Source organism: Mesobacillus sp. S13, assembly GCF_020422885.1.
In the GTDB taxonomy this organism is placed as follows: domain Bacteria; phylum Bacillota; class Bacilli; order Bacillales; family Cytobacillaceae; genus Mesobacillus; species Mesobacillus selenatarsenatis_A.
Window position 1 is genome coordinate 4,541,074 of the sequence record NZ_CP084622.1, and the last position, 22,658, is coordinate 4,563,731.

Here is a 22,658-nt window from a genome sequence, read left to right on the forward strand (position 1 = left end):
CTCTAATATAGCCATACTCCACTAGAGTTGAAGTAGTAGCGTTTATTTCCAATCGTATTCCAGCCGGTTACCATCGCACCGCCGCTGTTGAAGTAGTACCACTTGCCTCCGATTTTCTGCCAGCCAGTTTGCATGATGGCACTGGTGTTGAAATAGTACCATTTACCGCTTAACTTTGCCCAGCCAATTTGGCCTGCGCCGCCGGAATTGAAGTAGTACCACTTTTGATTGATTTTTTGCCAGCCGGTCAGCATCGCGCCGCTGCTGTTGAAATAATACCACTTGCCTCCCAGAGCACCGAGACCTGTTTGCATCGCCCCGCTCGAAGGGAAGTAGTACCACTTGCCTCCATAGCTGAGCCAGCCGACACGCATTGTACCATCTGAGTTCAGGTAATACCAGGTACTGCCTAGCTGCTTCCAGCCAACTTTCATCTTGCCATCTGCTTCGAGGTAGTACCATTTTTTATTCCATTTCAGCCAGCCAGTCTTCAGGCTGCCTGTCGCTGGATCGTAGTAATACCAGAATCCATCTGCAGCCTTATACCAGCCGCTTGGAGCTTTCCAGGATACCGGCACTACAACTTCCTCGCTATAGTGCCCTTCGTCATTATTGGCCAGGAATGACACCAAGGTCCCTTCTTTTAGCGGTGAGATCTTCAATTCAAAGTATCCATTTCCATCTGCCTGCACCACGTGGAGTACACCATCGATTTCAATGTTCACGAACACATTTGGAGCTGTTTTTCCTTTTAAAATGTTGCTAAGCGTATTGATAGGCTCGACCGTTAACGGAAGCGGATCTGGCAAGTCAATGACGTTCACCTTAACACTGCCAGAGTTCCCTGCTTTATCAGTCGCCCTAATGACCAGCTCGGTACCGCCAGGCTGAACAGGAATAGAAATCGTGAATGTTCCGTCAGCAAGCGCTGTACCCGATCCGATGACTGTATCATTTTTCAAAATTTCTACAAAAGCTCCTGGCTCCGCGAAACCTTTAACCTCTGATGACTTCTCGTTGACATATTCCCACCTGTTGATATCTACATAAGGGGCTGTCACGTCTTTTACCGTAATGATCAACGGCTCGCTGACATTCCCGGCAAGATCTTCAGCGACTATTTTGATGACTGAATCACCCTTGAATCGATTACTAAATGTTATTGAAAAGTTGCCAGTACTGTCTGCAAACGCAGAAAAAATCACTTGATCATCCTGCAGTAATTTTACCTTCGAATGAGGTTCTGCCGTTCCCTGCAAAGATGTCGATTGGTCCGTCAGTTCACCCGATGTGACCACCGGTCTGGCAGGCGCCTGCTCATCCACGACAGTCACCTTTGTAATTCCACTTAGGTTGCCAGCTGTATCGATCGCCTGGACTTCAATGACTGTTCCCGCTTTCTGCGGATTTATCTCTACGGAAAAATAACCATTATGATCGGCAGTCGTCCGTTTTTCAGCACCAGCTACTTTTACAATCACAGTCGCGCCTGCCTCGGTACTGCCTTCCACCTTCGTTGCCTGATCATTCACCTTATTGACCTGCGGCGGTTCCGGTGCAGACGTATCGCTCACCGTAAGGGTTGTCTCCGGACTGATCCTGCCATAGCTGTCAACAGAAGTGACCGTCAGCACCCTTCCGCCATTCTGAGGGGGAATACTAACAGAGAAAGCTCCCTCTGTGTTCGACTGCCCTTCCCCAATCAACACGTCCTCCTTTAAAACTTTCACAGTGGAATCGCCATCTGTCAGACCGGTTACAATTGTTTCCCCATCACCGACTTGATGGACTGCCGGTGCTTCAAGATTGCCGAATGGCAGCCCGTTATTAATAGGTTTATAGGCAATCGGGCTGAAACCGAGGATGGCTGATGAAAGCCGGTCGTCCCTCGCTCCGTCAAGGATTCTCCGCTTCATCTGCGCCGTATCGGTTGTGCTCCAGTAATTATTAGCTCCGTTGTATATAAGCCCCCTGCCCTTTTCCACTTCTACAAAAAAGGTTGGAAAGCCGAAGAAGTTATTCTCCGAGATTGTGATATTAGGAGTTTTACAGTTAGGATCGCTGCAAGACATCCGAATTGACGGATAATAGTCTTCTTTATTAAAGAAAGTATTCCGCTGGACCAGTATATTCGCTAATCCATTATTCAGGTCAAGCCAGGCATTGTCCTGAAAAAGGTTATTTTCAATTAGAATGCTCGTAGTAGGCGAGCCGATCGAAATGTCCCCACCTGAAAACTCATTGTTGCGGAGGATGACTTCCCGGTACATCGAGGTAATGAGAAAGCCTCTGTTCGTCCTGCTGATAATCGCATGTTCAATATTGATAGAACTGCCTGTGAAATCGAAGCCTTTTAGCAGAACATCCTTAATGATGACTTTCTCATCGGACGTACCCTTAACATTCAATTTGCCTTTTACATCAATCCAGGAAGGACTCCCAGAATTGATGATTTCTACACCAGGCTCAACCGTCAACGTCACTCCAGGATCAATCGTAATGATTCCAACTCTGTAAGGAGAACCCTCCTTTGTCCAGGTCGTATCAGCCGTGATATTACCCGGGACTGTCTCAGCACTGACCTGTTGCAATCCCAAAAACAAGACAACCAAAAACCCAACACCCGCAAAAAACTTCTTCACATACACTTTCCTCTCTCGTTAAAATGCAAACCATCTCCCAAGATTATATACGATTATAATAAAATGTAATATAAACCAAAATATGGATTTATTATCTATTTTAAACTTACAGATTACTCTTTTTAAAAAAATCCTTTGGACGCAAAAAGACCGGCTTAATCAGCCGGCATCAAAATTTGAGGGTTTATTGGAGATCAGTTTATTGAATTTCTCTCTCAAAGGTCCTGTGTGAGGGTTTTCGAGGAAAATTCGTTAGTGTTGAATTCTATTCTCTTTACAAAAATCACTTACTTCCTGACATATTCTTTTCTGCTGGAATTTGGTCTTGGCGGCTCGGCTATGAAGGAGTAGACGCGGTTAATCTGCAGTTCTTTGGAGGCGATTTCGAGCTGGCGGACACGCTTGGTGAGTTCGTCGACCTTCTCATTGCTTTTTCCAACCATTTTAATCAAGCTGACAAGCAGCTTTTCAATTGAATCGGTTTCGCTATACAAATGGAAGCTCCTCCCTTTGTATCGGAACAGGCTGTGGCTGCATGGGCGCCTGCGATGTCTGCTGAGTTTCCCGCGTACCTGCCGGCTTCGAACTTAAAAATCGCACTCCCTCAGCAACTACTTCTGTCACATAAACACGTTTGCCTTCCTGGTTATCGTAATTACGGGTCTGGATTCGTCCGGTCACCCCGAGCACTGCACCTTTTTTACAGTAATTTGCCGTGTTTTCTGCCGTTTTGCCCCAAAGGATGCAATGGACAAAATCAGCCTCGATTTCACCGCTGGCGTTCTTATAATGCCGGTTCACCGCAAGCGTAATATTCGACACCGCTTTGCCGTCAGGGGTGAACCTGAGTTCCGGATCTTTCGTCAGCCGACCTACTAGCGTAACTTGATTGATCACCTTTTCATCTCCTTTCTCCTTGATACCCCGATGATAATCCTTTTTAGACCTGTGGTAAAATGTCGAAAATCGTGTTTTTGTCTGCAAAAACTGCATCACAGTAACAGTTTTATCCTTAATAATTGAGTTTTCCACACACCTGATACCCTCAAAAATGAATTTTAGCAATTCAGAAATTTTTCTTTCGACAAATGGGCTTTTTTTCGTTTTCGAATCATACTGTGTTATAATTTGGACAAGAATTACGGGAGGTGGTTGACATGAAGACGTTTAAGTTGATTTCAATGCAGCTTGCTGATGATGATGCTTTAGTGGATATCGAAATGGAAGACGGCCTGATTATCAATAAAGAGGATGAAAAAGGGACCTGGCTCGTCGAGGTTTTTGCCGATCATAAATACATCCCTTATTTCCAGGATGCATGCGACAACGACAAAGAAATCATCGTCCAAGTCGTCATCACCAAACGAGAGAACGACCCGGCAGCATTTTTGACCAAAGTATGCTGTGTGAAGAAGCTAAGTACGCATGCCAGCATTCTTTTAACCGGAAAGCTCACCAAACCGAAGAGCGATTATCCGGAAAAATTGCTGGAGTATCTGCTTGATAAAGGATTTAAAGGCGAAGAACTGCTTGCAGAATTCAAGGAAAAAATCATCACAAGGCCGCAAATTTTGCAGCCGAAAAAAGTGTAATGAAACTCCCGCTGATTAGCTGGAGTTTTTTTGTTGGCAAAAACGCAAAAAGAATGGGCAGGAATTTGCACACCTGCCCTTTTTGCATTATTGATCGTTGTTGTCCTCGTCGTTCATATCAAGCTTGTCCTCAACAGCATCTTCGCCTGGCTCGTTGTTGTCTTCCATCATGTCGCCATCGTTGTCAGTGTTGATGTCGTTGTTTTCGTCATTGTTGTCATCGATCATGCCGTCATCATCGACATTGCCGTTGTCATCTGCCGGATTCTCGATATCCACATCATCATCCGGAGGAGGATCCTGGTCATTCGCACATCCAGCAAGGAACATAGCCGATAGCAATGAGCCACCGATTAACATTAATAGCTTTTTCTTCATGAGTAAAAGCCCCTTTCATTAATAGGTATTTTTAAGACCTTTTGCACGGGTCTGCAGTTAGATTGCCCACCAATGAAAAAAACTTGCATTATTTTGTAAAAAAATTGCATTGATAAATAATTTTTCTTGTTTGTGTGTAAAGCAGCCTTCCATACAAAAGGGGATGCACTACCTGAAAAGTCTTGTTTATTACGAAAATGGCGGAACTTGGATTATAAAAGCCTAATTCTTTTACACTTAAAGCGAAAAAACTATAAATTGCATGAGGAATACTCCTCCAAAAGAGCTAATATCCTTGCTGGAAAAATTATTCTCTTAGTAAAGTGTGATAATTGCACCGTTCTCCAGCCTAATTGCACGAAAACCAGGAATAATTGCACAATTATTGCCAATAATTGCACCGAAAAAAACCATAATTGCACCTTCTACCTAATTATGTAAAAAAAGAACCCAACCAATGAAATTGGGTTCACTGCAACATTTATTTTATCGCAAATGTAATTTCCGCTTCACAAGCCAATTCGCCATCAACTGTAGCGACCGCTTTTCCTTTTCCAATCGGGCCGCGCAGCTTGATCATCTCTACTTCCAGCCTGAGCTGGTCGCCTGGTTTTACCTGTCTCTTAAAACGGCAATTGTCGATACCAGCGAAAAAGCCGATTTTGCCGCGGTTTTCTTCAAGCTTCAAAACGGCAACTGCTCCAACCTGAGCTAGAGCCTCAACAATCAGCACTCCAGGCATGACCGGGTAATCTGGGAAATGTCCGTTGAAGAACTCCTCATTAGCAGTCACATTTTTAATGCCGACTGCCCTTTTTCCCTCTTCGATTTCAATAATTTTATCAACTAGCAGAAATGGATAGCGGTGCGGGATGATTTCTTTGATTTGAGTGATGTCCATCATAATTTAGTACCTCCTACTAATACTTACTAACCATTGTACTAAAAAACCCAACTAAAAAGGAAGGGAAACCTCCCTTCCTTCAAAAAATTATTCTCTATTTACCAAATCAATAATATGAGTCCAGGTTGACTTCTCAAAAACATCCTTCGCTTTGCCGCTTCCCATTACACCGTAGCCGAACATGGCGCCAAGCGTAATGCTTGCTGCGAAAAGAACGAGCACAATAATAATCCGAAGCCAGATCGGAATAAGGCGAACCCGGATTCTTTTCTTTTTCTCGCGTGTTTGCTTCTTCTCTTTTTTCACTTCTTCACGCGTTAATGCTTCTTGATTATTCTTGTTCAAAGCCATATTGATTGTTCTTCCCCTCTTAACGGATTCCATTCACTAGTCCGAGCATCTGATCAGCCAGTGTAATCGATTTCGAGTGGAACTGATAGCTCCTCTGTACATTGATTAAATCCGTCATTTCTTTGCTCATTTCTACATTCGATTGCTCCAGGACACGCTGCTCGATCGATACACGATCGCGCAATTGGCCAGTCAGATTAGTAAGGATGTCTCCTTCGTCTACTCCAAGTTCAGCCAGGTTGTCTGGCAATCCAAGCAGATTCCCGCCTTTTTGCTCCAAAAATTGCGGCTTCTCAGCCAATACTACACCAAGATTGTATTCTTGGCTTGTCCCATCATACATTTCAGCCTTAAAACCGCCCGTTTCGTTAATCCTGAAATTTTTCACATTGCCTGCGATTGTAATTGGCTGGTTATTCTCATCTAGTATCGCATGCCCGTCGCTATTGACAAGCATTGACTCATTATCAGACAGCGGTGACAAATAGAGTGCACCATTGCGTGTCAAACGCATCGCTGAACTTCCGTCTTCATTCTGGACCATCACCCGGTAAAATTGCCCTTCTGCCGTAAATGCCGTATCAAGCTCACGGCCGGTGGACTTCAGGCTGCCCTGTGAAAGAATCAGCTGGATTTGGCCAAGACGCGCACCCGTACCCTGACGGATATTAAATGGTGTCATCCGGTTCTGCGGCTCAAGCGCATTATTCGGCTGATTCCTGTATTCCTGAACAAGCAGATCGGTAAAAGAAGCTTCACGACGCTTGTATCCTGCTGTATCGATATTGGCAAGGTTGTGGCTAATCATGTCCATCTGCTTTTGCAGCTGGGATAATGTATTGGTTGCGGTGATCATTGTTCTGTTCATATTTTATACCTCAATACGCTTCCTGTATAGGTGAGCGATCCCTTTTAAAATTTGATCCAGAATTCTTATTCTTTCGATTTTCCTTCTAAAATTCAACGCAGAATAATTATAGCCTTCCGATTTCGTTCGCAGCCTTATCCATGCTTTTATCATAAGCCTGGAGTATCTTCTGGTTCGCTTCGAATGCCCGGTAGGCTGACATCATGTCGGTCATCGTCCTGCTGATATCGACGTTGGATTGTTCAAGGAACCCCTGCTGAGTCCTGAACTGGACGCCAGCTGTGCCAATAGCAATCGGCAATTCGCCGCCATCTTCCGTACGGAACAGTCCGTCACCTTCTTTAATCAACCGCTTCGGATTATTCGCATAGGCCACCCCAAGAGTTGCCTCCTCGCCATTTTCGCCGATTAGTACCCCGCCTTCATTTACTGTAAAACGGTCGCTCGAGAGCTGGATTTGCTGGCCAGCTGAATTCAAAACATAATGGCCGCTCCCAGTTGTTAAATAACCCTGCGCATCGATCGTGAAATTCCCATTCCTTGTATATCGAACCGTGCCATCTGTGTTGCGCACTGTAAAAAACACCGAGCCATTTTCAGGCATATTTATATCTTGCAAGGCAACATCCGTCTTTCGCCCGGTTTCTCGCAAATCACCCTGGATGAATTTCGGAATCGCTTCTTGCATGTAAACCCCTGTATTGATTGTGCCGATTTCCTTAGCAAACGGCAAATTCAAGCCCTTTTCAGTCGGGATTTGCTGCTTATCAAAGCGTTGAAGCAGCATGTCGGGGAAAGCCCGCATCCCTGCCTGATCCGCTTTATACCCCGGCGTATTGGCATTAGACATATTATTTGTCAGCATTTCCGTCCTGCGCTGCTGTGCAAGCATACCGGAAGCTACAGTGTAAAAACCTTTAAACATACTTCCACCTCTATTGGAAAAATCCCTAACTTCTCAGGAAATTTTTTCACTACTTTCTATTATAAGAAATATATCGGCAAGAAACATTAAAAATTTGCAGGAAAATGTAGGATTTTGGGTTTTATTCCAGAAATATTGGTGAAAAAGCAAAAAAATCTGGAATCCTTCGTATTCACTACCGAAGCAATTCCAGATTTTATTTTTATACGATTCTGCGACGGCCTGCAATCCGGTCGATATTATCAAGCATGATTCCAGTACCTATAGCAACGCAATCCATTGGATTATCAGCGATTAAAACCGGCACCTTTAGTTCTTCCTGCATCAATTGGTCGATTCCGTGAAGCAATGCGCCGCCGCCCGTCAAAATGACGCCGCGGTCAATGATGTCAGCGGACAATTCAGGTGGAGTCTTCTCCAACACTGTTTTTGCCGCCTGAACGATTACAGCGACTGATTCTCTCAATGCTTTTTCTATCTCCTCAGAGCGAACGGAAATTGTGCGCGGAAGTCCGGATACCATATCGCGTCCGCGGATGTCCATTTCCTCACTGCGGCTGCCTGGGAAGACAGTTCCAATCTGAATCTTGATATTTTCAGCTGTTCTCTCACCAATCAACAGCTTGTATTCACGTTTAATGTAATTTAAAATTTCAGCGTCGAACTTGTCGCCGGCCATTTTAATGGACTGTGATGTAACAATATCGCCCATTGACAGGACAGCTACATCAGTCGTTCCGCCACCAATATCCACAACCATGTTCCCGCTAGGCTGGAAGATATCCATGCCAGCGCCGATTGCCGCAACCTTTGGCTCTTCTTCAAGATAGACCTTCTTGCCGCCACTCTTTTCAGCAGCTTCCTTGATTGCCTTTTGCTCAACGCTTGTAATATTCGTCGGGCAGCAAATCAGGATGCGCGGCTTAGAAAGGAAGCCTTTTACATTCAATTTATTGATGAAATGCTTAAGCATAGACTCCGTTACATCGAAATCCGCGATTACTCCATCTTTCAACGGTCGAATCGCTACGATATTGCCAGGTGTACGCCCAACCATTTGGCGCGCCTCTTCCCCAACAGCCAAAACCTTATTCGTATTCTTATCAATCGCCACAACAGACGGTTCATTCAAGACAATTCCACGGCCTTTAACATGGATCAACACATTGGCAGTACCAAGGTCAATCCCGATATCCCTAGCAAACATTTTTCTTTTTTCCTCCTTGACAAATGCGCTGGCTGCGGCTGATTTATCCTCGTTATCTCAGCTGTCGAAACCCCTCATCTATGTAAAATAGATCGCGATGTCCGAGATTACACAGACGCTGCCGCAATCTGCGAACCATATTCTACCCTAATTGTTTATTTTATCACAACAATAGTAAATAAGTAACTTCCAGCAGAAAAATTTGCAACAATTTGTTTAAATTTGTCACATATAAGTTACCAAGCAGATGGGCGTTCCCAATAAAAGAACCCGAGATCTCTCCCGGGCCTTTTTCATCCACCTTATTCTTCCTCAACCTTCACCTTGCGTCTGCGAACTAAAACTGTCGCTGCTGCCGCGATCAGGCCGATGGCACCTGCTAGTGTGCCTCCCAGTAAAGGCTTGTTTTCAACAAACTTTACTAGCGCGCCTTTTTTGACGATTTCAAATGAAATGACTTTGCTTTTCTCATTTCCAGCATCATCATAGGCCGTTACTTTGATTTTGTATGGCTTGATTTCTGCCAGTTTTGTTTTGATCACCTGGTAGCCGTTTTCCTCGATGACATCACCTTTGAACAGCTCACCGTTAATCTCGACTGATTTCAGGGTGTCATTTGGATTATCCAGGCGGATGGTGATTTCTACTGGATCATAGTATTTCTCTTTTTCTTTTACCCCTTCAACAACAACTTTCGGCGCCGTCTTGTCGATGATGAACTCGACGCTCAGCTGTTGGATATTGCCTGCCTTATCCTTTACCTCGAAGAACATGACGTGCTTACCTTCTTCCTTGATGTGATCGCCAGCTTCATATGGCTTTCCGTCAAGCATCATCGCAATGATGTCATAAGCGCTCATATCCTCGATGAGCAGCTGCGGCAGCAGGTCTGTATTGAAGTACTTGTTCGAGATTGGCTCTTTGAACTTGATGACAGGGGACGTTTTGTCGATCGTAAAGACGATTGTCCTTGTTGTCACGTTTTCAGCCAAATCTGTGACTACAGCTTTAAGGATATAATCCTGTTCATACTCAAGCTTTGTTCCATTTTTAAAAGGCTTGCCGTTCAGAGTGACGGATGTTTTGCTGGAGTCTAAATGAATATCTGAATACGTCACTTTTGGCGCGATGTCTTTGTTGAAGAATCCATCGAGCACGCCGGAAATATCAAGCTTCGGTTTTGTTGTATCAAGTGTGAAGCTGATTTCGAGCGATGTTTCATTGCCTGCCTTATCGCGTGCCAGGACCTTGTATGTGTATTTCATTTCCCTGGCAGCAACCGGAACATTACGTCCCAGGTTCGGACCATTGTTCAATGTAGCAGAGACAATCATGTCCTCTGACTCATCAAGCGCAAACTCTGGAGTGAACACTTTATTGATGAACTCACCGTTCTTGATCACCCGGTTTTCGCCTTTGAATTTCGGCGTGATTACCGGTTTAGTCTTGTCGATCGTGAATTTCACCGTGCTGCTGAAGCTGTTGCCCGCCTTGTCAGTCGCCTCCACAAGGATTGAATAATCGCCTTCCTTGCTGAAATTATGACTCAGGGATGCGACGCCATTTCTGACAGCGAAACCGCCAACACCGTAGCCAGCTCCATTCCTTGTAACAGTAATCTTGTTGATATCCAGATTCACGTCCCTGATGGCAACGCTGACCTGTTTATCAACATTATAATAAGCATTATTCTCGACACCTTTAATTTCAATCGCCGGCTTTACCTTGTCGACTGTGAAGGTCATTTTCTTCGTAACAGGGCCATTGCCTGCTTTATCCGTTGCAGTCGCAAGAATTGTGTATAAGCCATCCTGTGTAAAATTGTAGCCCAGCTTCGAAAGCTTGCCAGTGTTTTTCCAAGTGCCGATTTTGAAGTTCGAACCATCTTTTGTTGCTGAGACATCCACATTGTTTGTGGCAAAGTTAAGCTCATCAATAGAAATGGTTACATTTTTACCGGATGGGTTGAATGAGTTATCTTCAACACCATCGATTTTGACTACCGGGTTCGTCTTATCGATAATGAAGGCAATCTGGTCATGTTTCTTTTTATTGCCTGCCTTATCTGTCGTATCCAGGTTGATGACATAGCTGCCTTCTTCCTTGAATGTAAAATTCTTGACTGCAGCCGTTTTCCCTGACAGCACTGGTGCGCCAATGCTGTATGTCTTGCCATTTCGGCTCACATTCAATTTCGTTTGCGATAGGTCAACATTGCGGTCGGAAATCCTGATATTCACCGGTTTGTTTGTCCGGTAGTTATGGTCATCTTCCACGCCGGTGATGCTCAGTTCCGGTTCCACCTGGTCAATCGTGAAAAGAATTTTTTGCTCAGCCGCTTCATTTCCTGCAGCATCCTTCGAGCTTACAGTGATTTCGTAATCGCCGTCCTTCTCGAATTTATATCCCAATTCTGATCGTTTCGCGACATTTTTCCATTCGCCAATGGAGTAGTTCATCTTCACTCCATCCACTTCAACCTTGCGCGTAACTTTCAAATCCACCTTGTTATTCGCAAAATTCCGTTCTTCGACTGCGATATTCACTTCCCGGCTGCCATTGTAGTACTTGCCGTCAGTTACGCCAGTAACCTTGACTTCAGGTTTTACATTATCGACTGTAAAATGAAGCTTCTGTTCTTCTGCTTCATTGCCAGCCTTATCTTTTGCTTTGACGCTGAGTTCGTAATCGCCATCCTCATCGAACTGATGGCTCAGTGCAGAATCTTCCGCGGTATTTTTCCACTCACCGATTGAGTAGGTCTCACCATCTTTTACAACAGCAATATCAACGTCATTGAATTTGAAATTATGCTCTTTAACCTTGATCGTTACACTATTGCCCTTTTGGATAAACGCTCCGTCTGCAATACCTTTTGCTTCGACTACTGGAGCTGTATAGTCAATCGTGAACTTTACAGGTCCCAGTGAGTTTTCAAAGCCGAGGAAATCCGTTGATGTCAGGCTGATTTCATAATCACCCTCTTCGGTGAAGCTCAGCTTGCGGATCGCTTTTCTCAAACCGCCAGGAGTCAAGGATTCATTCCACTTTCCATCCCCGATATTGAAGTCTTCCCCATCCTTCTTAACAACAAGTTCCGTCTTGCTCAGAAGGAAGGTCAAATCCTGGATCGAGATTTCAAGATTTTCAAGCTTTGGATAGTGTCCGTTATGCTCAACGCCGAAAATCTTCAGTTCAGGTTTTGTGTTGTCGATCGTGAATTTGATCTCATCATGCTTTGTTGTATTGCCCGCCTTATCCGTGGACTCGATGTTGACAATATAGTTGCCATCCTCGGTGAACGAGTGCGTGCCTTCCACATCTTTTCCTGTTATGTTCAAGAATTCAGCGTCATTCCTCGTCACATGAATTTTTGTTTGCTCCCAGTCCATATTCGTATCGCTGACGCTGATTTTCAGATCACGTGATTCTTTTGGAGGCCCATCTGTCTGTTCTTCTGTTTTCACGATGTTTTCAACCGTTAACTGTGGAGCTGTTTTATCAATTGTGAAAGTCACAGGTTCAATCGAGTCTGAATGGCCAAGACCATCCGTTGAGCTCAAGCTGATCTCATATTTCCCTTCTTGTGTAAAGGTGTGTTTTACCTGCGCCTTGAACAGGTTTGCAAGTTTTTCAAGTAATCCAATCACATAATTCTCAGTGTCTTTTTTCACTGTCAACGCTGTCTTTGTCAGGTCGAGCGTGATATCAGAGACTTCGATTGTCAAATCCTTGTCAGTGTTGAAATACTTTCCGTTTACATCTTCGGAAAGACTGATTGCAGGCTTCGACTGGTCAATTTTGAAGCGCAGCGATTTTTCCGCAGAGTTTCCTGCCCCATCGGTTGCTGCCAATGTAATCGTATATTCTCCATCCTCTTCCGCTTTAAAAGTTGCCTTCCCTTTATTGAGGGTTACTGGACTTGTTGTTTCTTTTCCAGTGATATCCTTCCTCGTCACCTCAAGACTTGCTGTGCTGTGGTGGACATCCTCAACAGTCGCTGTAATTTCCCTGGCAGCATCATAATCCTGCCCGTCACTCACCCCATCGAGTGTCAGTGTTGGTGACGTCTGGTCAGCAACGAACTTGAAAGGTGTTAGATTGTATTCCTGCCCATTTCTATGGCTTTCCTTCGCCCACACCCGGAATTCGTATTGGCCATCTGCTGGTACTGGATAGCTAAGCGTTGCTTCCCATCCAGACACCGTCATATCCTTTGTTTCAAGTTCCTTTCCGTCTTTAAAAATGGCCACCGTTGCCGTGCCGAGCGAAATTCCGCTTGTCAATTTAAGATCAAGCTGTTTCGCATTTGTCACTTCTTCCCCGGAAAGCTGCTCCCCGCTGTGTAATACCGACAGCACAGGGCCTTTAGTGCGGATTGAAAAAGAGACCTTTTTTTCAGGACTGGCATTGCCTACGCCGTCCTCAGCTTTAACAGATAGGATGTACTCGCCTTCCTGGGAAAAAGAATACGAGTTCTTCGAGGTTTCGGCTGTATTTTTCCAAGCAGGCAGGTTTGTGTAATCCTTTCCATTCCTTGTTGCGGTAACAATAACATCATTGCTTGTAAAATGCTTTTCCGTCACTTCCACATCCACAATAACTTCTTTAGTGGACAGCTCGCCGTCAGTGATTCCCGCTAGTGTAACTTTCGGAGCTGTGGCATCTCTAGTAATGCTGAATGCATGGACATTAGACTTTATGCCCCACGCTTCGTTTTCAAGCAGTTCAACCTGAAGATCCAGACGGCCTTCGCCACTGAACGGAACATTTACCGTATACTTGCCGGCAAATTGGTCACCGCCGACTTCCTTGTATGTAATCCCGTTGACCTGATTTCCATCATGTGCAGCCAACACATTGAACGGCCGCTCTGCCGGAGGGGTCAGCGACGCGTTCGCAAAATCATCGCTAAGGTCGATTGTAAAAATGATGTTCTCTTTGTTCGTCATCCAGTTCTGATTGAAAGAACCCGAAAGCATATTCCACGTCTGGCCATCGAACTCGACATTCCTGCTCACACCCCATAGGTTTGAAAGCACCCGGCCATTAAAAACCAGGATGGATGAGATCAAAACAAGGATAACAGGTATGGCAATGGCCCATTTCCTGCTCGTTTTTTTCTTGCGTCTTGGTTCCATCATCTTTGTTCTCCTTTAAAGTATTGTATTGGAGTGGACAATCATGATATCCACTTGTTTCTTAAATCGTGGCTCTTCTTCCGTCAGCAAGGTGGTTTCTTCGAAGTCTTCCAATAGTGTTGTTTCATCAAGTAAAGTCGTTTCGTCCGGGTCAGCCGTCAGGACGGTCGTTTCATTCCAATCAGACAGGATGGTTGTCTGTATTGGTGATTCGTGGGAAACACTCTGGTTCGATGAAACTGCTGCAGCAACTGGTTCCCGCAGTGGAGTTTCTTCCATTAAAGCTGTCGGCTCGAGTCCATCGGGTGTTAGCAATGTCGTAGACTCGAGTCCTTCAGGAGATAGCAATGCCGTCGGCTCCAGCCCCTCTTGTTTAAGCAAGGCTGTCTTCTTGAAGCTCTCATGATTCAAAAGAGCTGTTGGCTCAATCTGGCCGCTCGCCATTTTCTCGGTTGGTTCCACATACTCACCGGCTGCCACTTCTTTATCGACATTCTTGCGGACATGGATTTCCTTTGTCGTCGGCTTTGTGCTTGTATCGGCCTGGGTGCTGGTCGTTTTCTTCCGGGCCTTCCTCCCCGCACCAGGAAAATTCCAGCCCGTCAGATCGGTAATGACCTGGGCAATATTAAGTTTCACGTAGGTCAGAACCGCAATCACCAGCGCGATCACCGCACCTGCCAAACCGCCGTAAAACATAATCTGGTATGCCATTCTTCTTCAACTGCCTTCCTTGGGAGCATGGGGACGTATCCTTGCTCGCCCCCTGCATCCCTAGAGAATATTCAAGTTTTCCATGCGTCTGGTGAGTTTTTTGTATCCTTCGTCGTCTTTGGCACCTGGCAGGGTGCTTACATTTTCATAAACTTTTTTTGCATCGGTGTAGTTCCGATTGCCTTCTTCTTTGTTCTGTTCGATGTCTAGGAGGAGATTGCCGAGCTTTACATTAGCGTTGATGCTGTCAGGGAATTTTTTCAGCACCGTGTTCCGGAAGTGCTCGACTGCACGAGAGAATTCACTCATTTCCTGATAGATGACGCCAATTTTGACATAGACCTCTTCCTGGTCTGCGACGTTCAAATCAAGGAGGTTGTTGTAATGTTCGATTGCCTGTTCGTAATCATCGCGGGCACTCGCTTTGTCCTCGGAATTCACGCCGCGGCTGTAATAAGCCTGGGCAAGCTTCTGTTCTAATTCCATCTCGTATTTGAACTGGAGCTGTTCGTTTTCAAGCTTTGCCAGGATGTCCTTTGCCTTCTGGACAATCTCGATCGCCTGGGTGTTCGCGTCAGGAATCTGGCTCTTATAAGAAATATAGATATTAGCTAGAGAGTTATAGTTATCAATTTTTTTACTGTCATTGGCAAGTCCATCATTGTACTCGTGGAACTCCTGAAGGTCTCCGGCAAACTTCGTATAGTCCACATTCAGGCTGCTCATCGTCGTTGCCAGCGACTTGTAGTATTTAGCATCCGGCAGTTCTTTTTCATCCACCTGCTGGAAGTATTTTAACGCGTTGTTATAGTCCCTTTTTACATCGAAATAGGTCATCCCCATTTTGAAAAGAACTTCGTTATTCTTATGGACTCCACCGTATTCATCCTGTATATATGATTCCAGCTTGGCGAGCCCTTCGTCTGTCTGGTTTCTATTAATATATAAATCAAGCAGATTGATATAAGCCTCCGAACGCCCGTTGTCGACACGGGTTGCGCTTTCGAGCAGCTTGATTGCCTCGGTCTGCTCTCCGTCCATCAATGCGATGCTCGCCTGATTGACTAGATTCATATAATCCTGGAACTGCTCATTTTTCATGCCTTTGTAACCGAGAACAGAGGTTGTTGAGAACGCCAGGAACAGCACCGCTGGAACCAGGAACATCGCCAGTTTTTTGATTAGCATGTTCTTGTAACCCTTCGTCAGCCTGTTGATGTGCTCGAGGTCATAACTCAGCTCCTCGCAGTTCTGATAACGATTCGCCGGCTCGGCCTGAGTGCATTTTTTGATGATATGCTCGAGGCCCTCTGGAAGTGTCGGGTCCCATTCACGGATTGGTCTGATCTCAAATGGCGGCTCGCTCAAGTTTTTCCCAGTTACGAGGTGGTAAAGTGTGATTCCCAAGCTATAAATATCGGTTTTCGCATCCGTCTGTCTGCCGGAAATCTGTTCAGGTGCCGCATACCCCTTCGTTCCTAGATTCGTAGTGTCAGAGAGATTCTCGGTTTTGAATTCCCGCGCAATCCCGAAGTCTATCAGCTTGATTTTTCCCTCTGGCGTCAGCATGACATTATCCGGCTTCATGTCGCGGTAAATGATGGGATATGGCTTCCTCGTGTGCAGGTATCCAAGCACATCGCTCAGCTGTTTCGCCCATTCGATCACCTCTTTTGCCGGGATTTTTCCGTCGCGCTTGAGGCGCTCCTTCAGCGACTCGCCCTCGATATAGTCCATCACCACGTAAATATCGCCCTCGGATTCGATGATGTCATAGATTTTCGGCAGCGAACCGTGGTCAAGCTTCTTCAGCATATTCGCCTCGACGACCAGGCTGTTGATCAGCAGCTCGTTGTTGCTGTTGCTGCGCTTGCGGATATCCTTGACGACGAGCGACTTATTGAGCCGGTTATCCATCGCCAGGTAGACGACGCTCATTCCGCCGCGTCCGATTTCCTTCAATATTTCATATCTGTCATCAATGATGGTTCCAATTTGTATCAATTTCATTCCTCCCAGAAACGTGGGGATATCTTTCGTTATTCCAGTAAATCCCGATTATTGGGACTCAATTACCGTACTCATGTTTCTTCAATCACATTATTGGTGCATGAGAACTCTCCTCATGATTCGTCAATCCGTTTATTGGGACGCGAAAACTCTCCCCATGTCCCTTCAATCACATTATTGGGACGCGAGAACCTTCTCCATGTCCCTGCAATCACATTATTGAGATGCGAGAACCTTCCCCATTACCTTCAATCACATTATTGGGACGCGAGAACTCTCCCCATGTCCCGTTTTGCCAGCAAAATCGAGATATTGTCTGTTTCCTGGCGTTCTTTTGCTAGCTCGACTAGTTCAATGAGCTTTTCTTTCATGTGTTTTTCTTCGGTAAAAGACTGCGGGTTCAGGTGTGTGAGCATTTCCTCGTCTCTGATTTCGTGATAAAAGCCGTCGGTGCAGAGCATAAACATTAATTCGTTTTCGACTTCGCCTGACGTGATGACGATGCTGATGTCCTTTGTTGCGCCAACGCACTGGAGCAGCACATTCCGCCTCGGGTCAATCCTCGCCTGTTCGGCGGTAATATTACCGCGCTTCAGCTCGCGTTCGACGAGTGTCTGGTCTTCGGTCAGTTTGACAAGTCTATCGTTGATGCTGTAAGCCCTGCTGTCACCAATCTGAAGAATAAAATACTGCTTGTGGAGGATCAGCAAAGCTGTAATCGTTGTCCCCAGCTTGATGTTCGAAGCCTCGCCATATTCAAGGATTTTCAGGTTCAGCTCGCGGACACGTTCCTCAAGCTTGACGGAAATTTCGTTTTCAGCGATGCCGCCTTCCAGCAATTCTGGCAAATCTTGATTGAACCAGTCAGACATTCCTCTGATTACCGTTGCGCTTGCAAGCTCCCCGTGGGATAGGCCCCCCATGCCATCGCAAATGATAAACAGGCCGATTTCACCTTCAGGAGTCTTTGCACTTTTCAGCAACAGTCCATCCTGATTCGTTTTCTTCTTGATTCCTATGTCGGTATGATAGGCCACTTGAAATGCCATTATTGTTCCTCCTATCAATCTCAATAAAGCATGAAAATGAATTCCTCGTTCGCGAGCTTGATTTTATCTTCATGCTTGATTTTTACTTTTTCCTTTGGCGATACCTTCACACCATTCACGAAACTTCCGTTGGTAGAATGATTGTCTTCCAGGAAATATTCGCCGTTAGATACAATTACATGGGCGTGGACTCGGCCAATCACTTTATTTTCCGATGCAAAGTCCGCTCTCATCGGATCTCGGCCAATTTTGAAAAAGTCCTTGGCAATCGTGATTTTTTCGTTCTTGGAAACAGCCAATAAAAATGGTCTGCGGATTGAATGTCCAAGAGTAGTCGTCCCCTCATCCTCATCCGCCATTACACCAAGTACGGTAGTGCCTCCATCCTCTTGTTCACTGCTGCTGGCTATGGCTGGCTGGATATTGATTGATGTACCGCTGCAGAGTGCCGACGCCTCTTTTAACAAAGCGTTATTTTCACCAAGCTCAGCTCTGGTGATCCGCTTATAGTTAACCTCTTCCTCAATTTCGAGCTTGCGGCCCGTTTTTACATCCTTCTTCTGGCTTGTATATTCAGAAGTCATCACCCCATTGTCGACACTCGTCTTCATGGTGTGAACCTCGCTGCCCGGGCTGTAGAAATTCGGGTTGATGGATGGTGTTTCAAGCTCTGGTTCTTCCGTCAGGATCTCTTCCTCCGCTTTGATTGCTGGAGCCGCCTCTGCCTTTTTTGATTTTTCCGGCATTTTGTAAGGCTGGCGTATCAGTGTTTCCTCACCAGCCAGCTCATTCATTTTTTCCAGCAGGTATTCTGGCGTTACGTCCTCCGTTTGTACCAGGTAGTTATGTAGCTTGATGAAGAACGCGGCATCATCCGTTTCTTCGTAAGGCGCCGAAAGCAGCAATTCACGCAGAAAGTCTTTAAGTGATACCTTTTCAAAAATATTATTTTTTACAGGAAGGTTGATAAAAACTAATCTGTTTGAAAAATTATCAATAAAGATCTCACGCTGGCTGAACACGAAATTTTCAATATCGTGGCCGCTCGCTTGGGCATCCACCAGCGTTTCGGCAATATTCAGGAAGCAGTTGAAAAGACGTTCCTTCGTCGCCGGCGTGGAATTCAGCAACTCCAGCGTGTTATCGGAAATCATGTCATAACGAAGAAAGCAGTTATCCCCTTCTAAAATAGCATTGCATGTCAGGATTCCCGGAACTCGGCTCGCCCTTAGCAGCTCCACCTGGCCGCCGTCGATATCCGCCTTGCTGGCAGCATGATAATAAAGGAATTTCGAGATCCCGTAGCTTTCCAGTTTAAATTCCACCTGTTTGATCATTGCGCTTCGACTCCATTTTTGAATGAATTTTATGTATGGGTTGGGTCCACCGAACCTCTTTTTTGAACAAAGACATTATCTACCATGAAAAAAGAACATTTATCTTCAGTTGAGACGGTTTTATCTCCGGTTGGAGAGCTTATATCTCCAGTTGAGAGGACTTTATCTCCAGTTGGAGAGCTTATATCTCCAGTTGAGAGGATTTTATCTCCGGTTGATTATCTTTTTCAACGGTTGGACTCGCTTCTCACAGGAAGGGGCCCATTCCACCAGCTAGGTCACTGGAATTTCCCGTTAATATGCTTTTCATCTTCGTTCACCTGTGGATAATCCCCGTTACTCCGCTTTTAATCCCCGTTGGATGCTGGATAATCCCCGTTGAGTGGCAAATAATCCCCGTTGACCAATGGATAATCCCCGTTGAATACTCACCGCCACGTCACAGGGGGTTATTTTACAGAAGGGCAAACTGCACGCGCTGCTTGCCCCCTACCCTCTGTAAAAAAGTGATTATTTAAAAGAGCTGGCGTTATTGTTGATCGCTGTTTCTGCAGTGTTGTAGTTTGTGACAGTGTTATCCAAGAACTTGGCGTAGCTGTCGACGACCTGGCGATATTCTTCAAATCGTGGTGCCAGTGAGTTGAAGTTGCCGCGGATTGTGTTGGAAGCGTCTGAGTTCCAAGATGACGATAGTGCGTTCATGTCCTTCTTGATTTCTTCCAATCTAGTGGATAATTGCTGGTTCAAGTTGCGGATTTGGCCCGCCGTTTTGCTAACCTCGCCGAGCGAGATTTTGATTCCATCTCCTGCCAATGTATTTCACCTCCTGCGTTATGTTAAGGATTAGTTGCTCAATCTCTTAGCCTGGTTAATGACCTCGCTCTGAGTGTCGCGGTATGTCTTCGCGCTCATCTTCAGGAACTCTGAGTACTGTCTCATCAACTGAGTCATTTTGTTGAAGTCGTCCATGAAGCCTTTGATTTGTGCAGTGTATGCCTGGTTGTCGGCACCCTGCCAAGCAGCCGCCATCGCTTCGACTTCGCTGAAAAGAGCTTTGTAATTTCTTTCGTAGTCAGCTGCCTGCTGGTCAATCTTGTTAGCAGTCGTTTCAAGCTTTGCTGGTTCAACAGTGATCGATCTTGCCATTCTTTTCACCTCCTTTCAAGTGAGTCTAATAGAGTCATATTCTTCTTAACTTATAGCTTACATAGCGGTATTTTTCCGCAGAGCGCCGCAATCCTGATGCCGCTTTTACCGAGCCAATCCCCTTGAATTCATGGCTGAGGCCATTCGAGATATCCTCCAGCTCACGGGCGATTGCATTCGCTTCCGCCGCAATCCTGTTAATCTTGCTTCTCACTTTCGCATCCATTGTTTACCCCCTGATTGAACCGGCTTTTCCGGCCAGATACCTTTCATTCTGCTGTAAAAGTTCAGCGGTCCTGTTCAGATAATTGATGCTTTCCGGAATCCTGAAATCGAACGACGTGCTGATATCAGCAGCCAGGACATTATCCAACCCGGCAACCCCCGCCTCCCAATACAAATCGTCGATCATGTCATTGAGCTGTGCGATCCGCCTTTGTACCGAACGCAGACGGTTTGCGTAGTAGAACAGCCTTGGGATGTCTACTTTTATATAGGGTTCGATTGGGAAGTTGTTGCCGTTCAGGCTATCTATAAAACTGCCGATTTTAACAGAAGCCTTTGCAATAAGATCTGTAAAAAATGAATTTACCTTCTCCTCAAGTTCCCTCTTTGCCTTTGCCAAGCCAACGACAAGCTTCACTGTCTGCTCCCTGATTAGATGGGCAGCTGCAGTCATTGCTATTGCCGTATAATGCATGACATACTTCGCTGCATTGGCGACAACGTAAGCGGCCTTATAAGCCTTTATTGGTGTAGAGGTAGAAAGTCCATAAAAGATATCTTCAAAGATCATATTGTTTAGAACAGACCTGCCAAACGATTGTCCGTTCTCATATACTCGATAATTTCCATTCTCATCAAACCCAGCACTACTCGTCAGTGAGTGGGGATAAAATGGCTTCTTAATATCATAATCTTCATTAAGGCCTACCGTCTTATCGACATATGGCACTTTGCCAAGCTGTGAAACTGGATCATACGCATACACGATAAAATAATGGCGGTCTCCCATTAACGCCTCTTGTTCCTTTTTTGATAAGGACCACCAATATAATGGAGCAGCATTTATTACATACGCCTTGGTGTTATCATCAAGGTTGTTAATGAAGACATAATCCGCCAAGTTACCGCCCTTTGAATGGCCAAGCAGCAGCCTTTCACCTGATGTATCCGCTAGGTATTTTTGATAGAAGGCATTGGCTTCCTTCTGTTGCGTTATTTCCACTCCCATTGAAGCTTCAAAGTTGGAGGTCCAATCCGTCCTTAGGTGGCCCATATCCCCCATTGGCTCACTGCCCCTGAAGACTGCAGTTGCATTGCCACTATTATCCTTAAACGCATAGCCTACAAAGCCCGAGTTGGAGTCAACTTCCGAATTATTACCTGTGTTTGGGTTGTGGTTTTGGTATCCTGAAAGTGTGAGGTTTTTTAAATTGGAACCATCGTATTTAGCTTCCATATAAGCCTCTATTGCCTTAAAGCTGTCTTTGCTTGGATCTGCCTGCAGCTTGGCTACTGACCAAATAGTATCAATTGATTTACCATCCAACTCTTTATCTGTCGGCAAATCGTAATATGAAAGCATTAATAAAACATTCTTTTCCTCTTCAGTCAGATTATTAATGGACATAAAATCACCCTTCAGACTTATCGTAGTGTTGGGCTATATCATCTGGTGAATTGATTCCAGTTAAATTGTCTACCATTATAGTGCCGTAGACATTGGCCTTCAGGTTTGACCATGGGATATTGTTAATGTTTGAGGTCCTCATGTAATCTGAGATATCCTCAGATTCGTCCACAAATCCTACTGAAACTCCATAAAATTTCGTATTTTCTTTCTTCAGAGTCTCCAGAAGATTATAAACAGGTTCTGCATATTGAGAGATATCCGGCTCCCCCTCTGTTTTAATCGCGATTTTAACAGTAACATCAACTTCTTTATTCTCTGTAACATACTGTGAAAAAGGAATGTCAATCATGCTTGGATCATATTTATCTCCCTGGGCTAGGAGCAACGTTTTAAATTCAACTTCTTGGCCAAAATCACTTTTTATTTGCTCACTATACTTAGCATCCAACTCTTTTGACCACTTGGATAGGACATAGGTATCGTAAAAAACCCCTGCCTCATTTCTGCTTTCACCCGCAATGAATACTAATTCTGGCTTTCCCTCAGGATGGGCAATTACTTTGTCTTTTCCGTACATTTCCGGAAAAATGTCACTGCCCTCTTTGGTACTTTCCACTTCAAACTCTTCTGCGTAAACTTTCTCTAAATGATCTACTACCTTACTCTCCGAACTCATACACCCCGCACCTCCCATGATTACGAATAAAATTGCCGCAGTCAGCTTGATCCACTTCTTCAAGTTCTCCACACCTTCCATT

General features: G+C 45.1%; 20 protein-coding genes. 1 reads left to right on the forward strand and 19 read right to left on the reverse strand.

Annotated features, from left to right (window positions below):
- Window positions 1-2 precede the first annotated feature (2 nt).
- The 3 genes from LGO15_RS22870 to ssb form a co-directional block, all read right to left on the reverse strand.
- Window positions 3-2,642, reverse strand: a complete 2,640-nt coding sequence (locus LGO15_RS22870) for an Ig-like domain-containing protein (protein WP_226086162.1) — start codon at window positions 2,640-2,642, stop codon at window positions 3-5.
- A gap of 287 nt (window positions 2,643-2,929) precedes the next feature.
- The gene (locus LGO15_RS22875) at window positions 2,930-3,136 is read right to left on the reverse strand and encodes a hypothetical protein (RefSeq protein WP_167830947.1); all 207 of its coding nucleotides are present in this window, start codon (window positions 3,134-3,136) and stop codon (window positions 2,930-2,932) included.
- Window positions 3,129-3,539, reverse strand: coding sequence for a single-stranded DNA-binding protein (gene ssb, locus LGO15_RS22880; protein ID WP_226087968.1), 411 nt, complete (start codon window positions 3,537-3,539; stop codon window positions 3,129-3,131). The genes LGO15_RS22875 and ssb overlap by 8 nt, the downstream gene beginning before the upstream one ends.
- A gap of 260 nt (window positions 3,540-3,799) precedes the next feature.
- Between ssb and LGO15_RS22885 the strand changes: the two genes are divergently transcribed.
- Window positions 3,800-4,234 (forward strand): YwpF-like family protein, encoded by a 435-nt coding sequence (locus tag LGO15_RS22885; protein WP_226086163.1) that lies wholly within the window; start codon window positions 3,800-3,802, stop codon window positions 4,232-4,234.
- 87 nt (window positions 4,235-4,321) lie between these two features.
- On the opposite strand, the gene LGO15_RS22890 is transcribed toward LGO15_RS22885, so the two are convergent.
- The 16 genes from LGO15_RS22890 to LGO15_RS22965 all read right to left on the reverse strand — a co-directional run bounded on the left by LGO15_RS22890 (window position 4,322) and on the right by LGO15_RS22965 (window position 22,639).
- Window positions 4,322-4,612: a hypothetical protein gene (locus tag LGO15_RS22890; protein ID WP_167831148.1), complete on the reverse strand. Its 291-nt coding sequence runs from the start codon at window positions 4,610-4,612 to the stop codon at window positions 4,322-4,324.
- A 481-nt stretch (window positions 4,613-5,093) separates the two neighbouring features.
- Window positions 5,094-5,516, reverse strand: coding sequence for a 3-hydroxyacyl-ACP dehydratase FabZ (gene fabZ / locus LGO15_RS22895; RefSeq protein WP_226086164.1), 423 nt, complete (start codon window positions 5,514-5,516; stop codon window positions 5,094-5,096).
- 87 nt (window positions 5,517-5,603) lie between these two features.
- Window positions 5,604-5,867, reverse strand: a complete 264-nt coding sequence (locus LGO15_RS22900) for a DNA-directed RNA polymerase subunit beta (RefSeq protein WP_226086165.1) — start codon at window positions 5,865-5,867, stop codon at window positions 5,604-5,606.
- 19 nt (window positions 5,868-5,886) lie between these two features.
- Window positions 5,887-6,735: a flagellar hook-basal body protein gene (locus LGO15_RS22905; protein ID WP_226086166.1), complete on the reverse strand. Its 849-nt coding sequence runs from the start codon at window positions 6,733-6,735 to the stop codon at window positions 5,887-5,889.
- A gap of 106 nt (window positions 6,736-6,841) precedes the next feature.
- Window positions 6,842-7,660, reverse strand: a complete 819-nt coding sequence (locus tag LGO15_RS22910) for a flagellar hook-basal body protein (protein ID WP_226086167.1) — start codon at window positions 7,658-7,660, stop codon at window positions 6,842-6,844.
- A 202-nt stretch (window positions 7,661-7,862) separates the two neighbouring features.
- A complete protein-coding gene (locus tag LGO15_RS22915) occupies window positions 7,863-8,867 on the reverse strand; it encodes a rod shape-determining protein (RefSeq protein WP_167831143.1) in 1,005 nt (334 codons plus the stop codon).
- A 302-nt stretch (window positions 8,868-9,169) separates the two neighbouring features.
- Window positions 9,170-14,011: an Ig-like domain-containing protein gene (locus LGO15_RS22920; protein WP_226086168.1), complete on the reverse strand. Its 4,842-nt coding sequence runs from the start codon at window positions 14,009-14,011 to the stop codon at window positions 9,170-9,172.
- Window positions 14,012-14,023: 12 nt separating this feature from the next.
- Window positions 14,024-14,722 carry a hypothetical protein gene (locus LGO15_RS22925; protein WP_226086169.1) on the reverse strand — a complete coding sequence of 233 codons (699 nt, stop codon included), beginning with the start codon at window positions 14,720-14,722 and terminating at the stop codon, window positions 14,024-14,026.
- Between the two features lie 60 nt (window positions 14,723-14,782).
- On the reverse strand, window positions 14,783-16,732 hold the full coding sequence (locus tag LGO15_RS22930; RefSeq protein ID WP_318999813.1) for a protein kinase domain-containing protein: 1,950 nt from the start codon (window positions 16,730-16,732) through the stop codon (window positions 14,783-14,785).
- 257 nt (window positions 16,733-16,989) lie between these two features.
- A complete protein-coding gene (locus LGO15_RS22935) occupies window positions 16,990-17,781 on the reverse strand; it encodes a PP2C family protein-serine/threonine phosphatase (RefSeq protein ID WP_226086171.1) in 792 nt (263 codons plus the stop codon).
- A gap of 20 nt (window positions 17,782-17,801) precedes the next feature.
- The gene (locus LGO15_RS22940) at window positions 17,802-19,118 is read right to left on the reverse strand and encodes a DUF6382 and FHA domain-containing protein (RefSeq protein WP_226086172.1); all 1,317 of its coding nucleotides are present in this window, start codon (window positions 19,116-19,118) and stop codon (window positions 17,802-17,804) included.
- A 510-nt stretch (window positions 19,119-19,628) separates the two neighbouring features.
- Window positions 19,629-19,931, reverse strand: a complete 303-nt coding sequence (locus tag LGO15_RS22945; RefSeq protein WP_102264547.1) for a pore-forming ESAT-6 family protein — start codon at window positions 19,929-19,931, stop codon at window positions 19,629-19,631.
- A 30-nt stretch (window positions 19,932-19,961) separates the two neighbouring features.
- A complete protein-coding gene (locus LGO15_RS22950; protein WP_041964574.1) occupies window positions 19,962-20,264 on the reverse strand; it encodes a WXG100 family type VII secretion target in 303 nt (100 codons plus the stop codon).
- Between the two features lie 34 nt (window positions 20,265-20,298).
- Window positions 20,299-20,490: a hypothetical protein gene (locus LGO15_RS22955; protein WP_167831138.1), complete on the reverse strand. Its 192-nt coding sequence runs from the start codon at window positions 20,488-20,490 to the stop codon at window positions 20,299-20,301.
- A 3-nt stretch (window positions 20,491-20,493) separates the two neighbouring features.
- On the reverse strand, window positions 20,494-21,897 hold the full coding sequence (locus LGO15_RS22960; protein ID WP_226086173.1) for an Mbeg1-like protein: 1,404 nt from the start codon (window positions 21,895-21,897) through the stop codon (window positions 20,494-20,496).
- Window positions 21,898-21,901: 4 nt separating this feature from the next.
- The gene (locus tag LGO15_RS22965; RefSeq protein ID WP_226086174.1) at window positions 21,902-22,639 is read right to left on the reverse strand and encodes a hypothetical protein; all 738 of its coding nucleotides are present in this window, start codon (window positions 22,637-22,639) and stop codon (window positions 21,902-21,904) included.
- Window positions 22,640-22,658 lie beyond the last annotated feature (19 nt).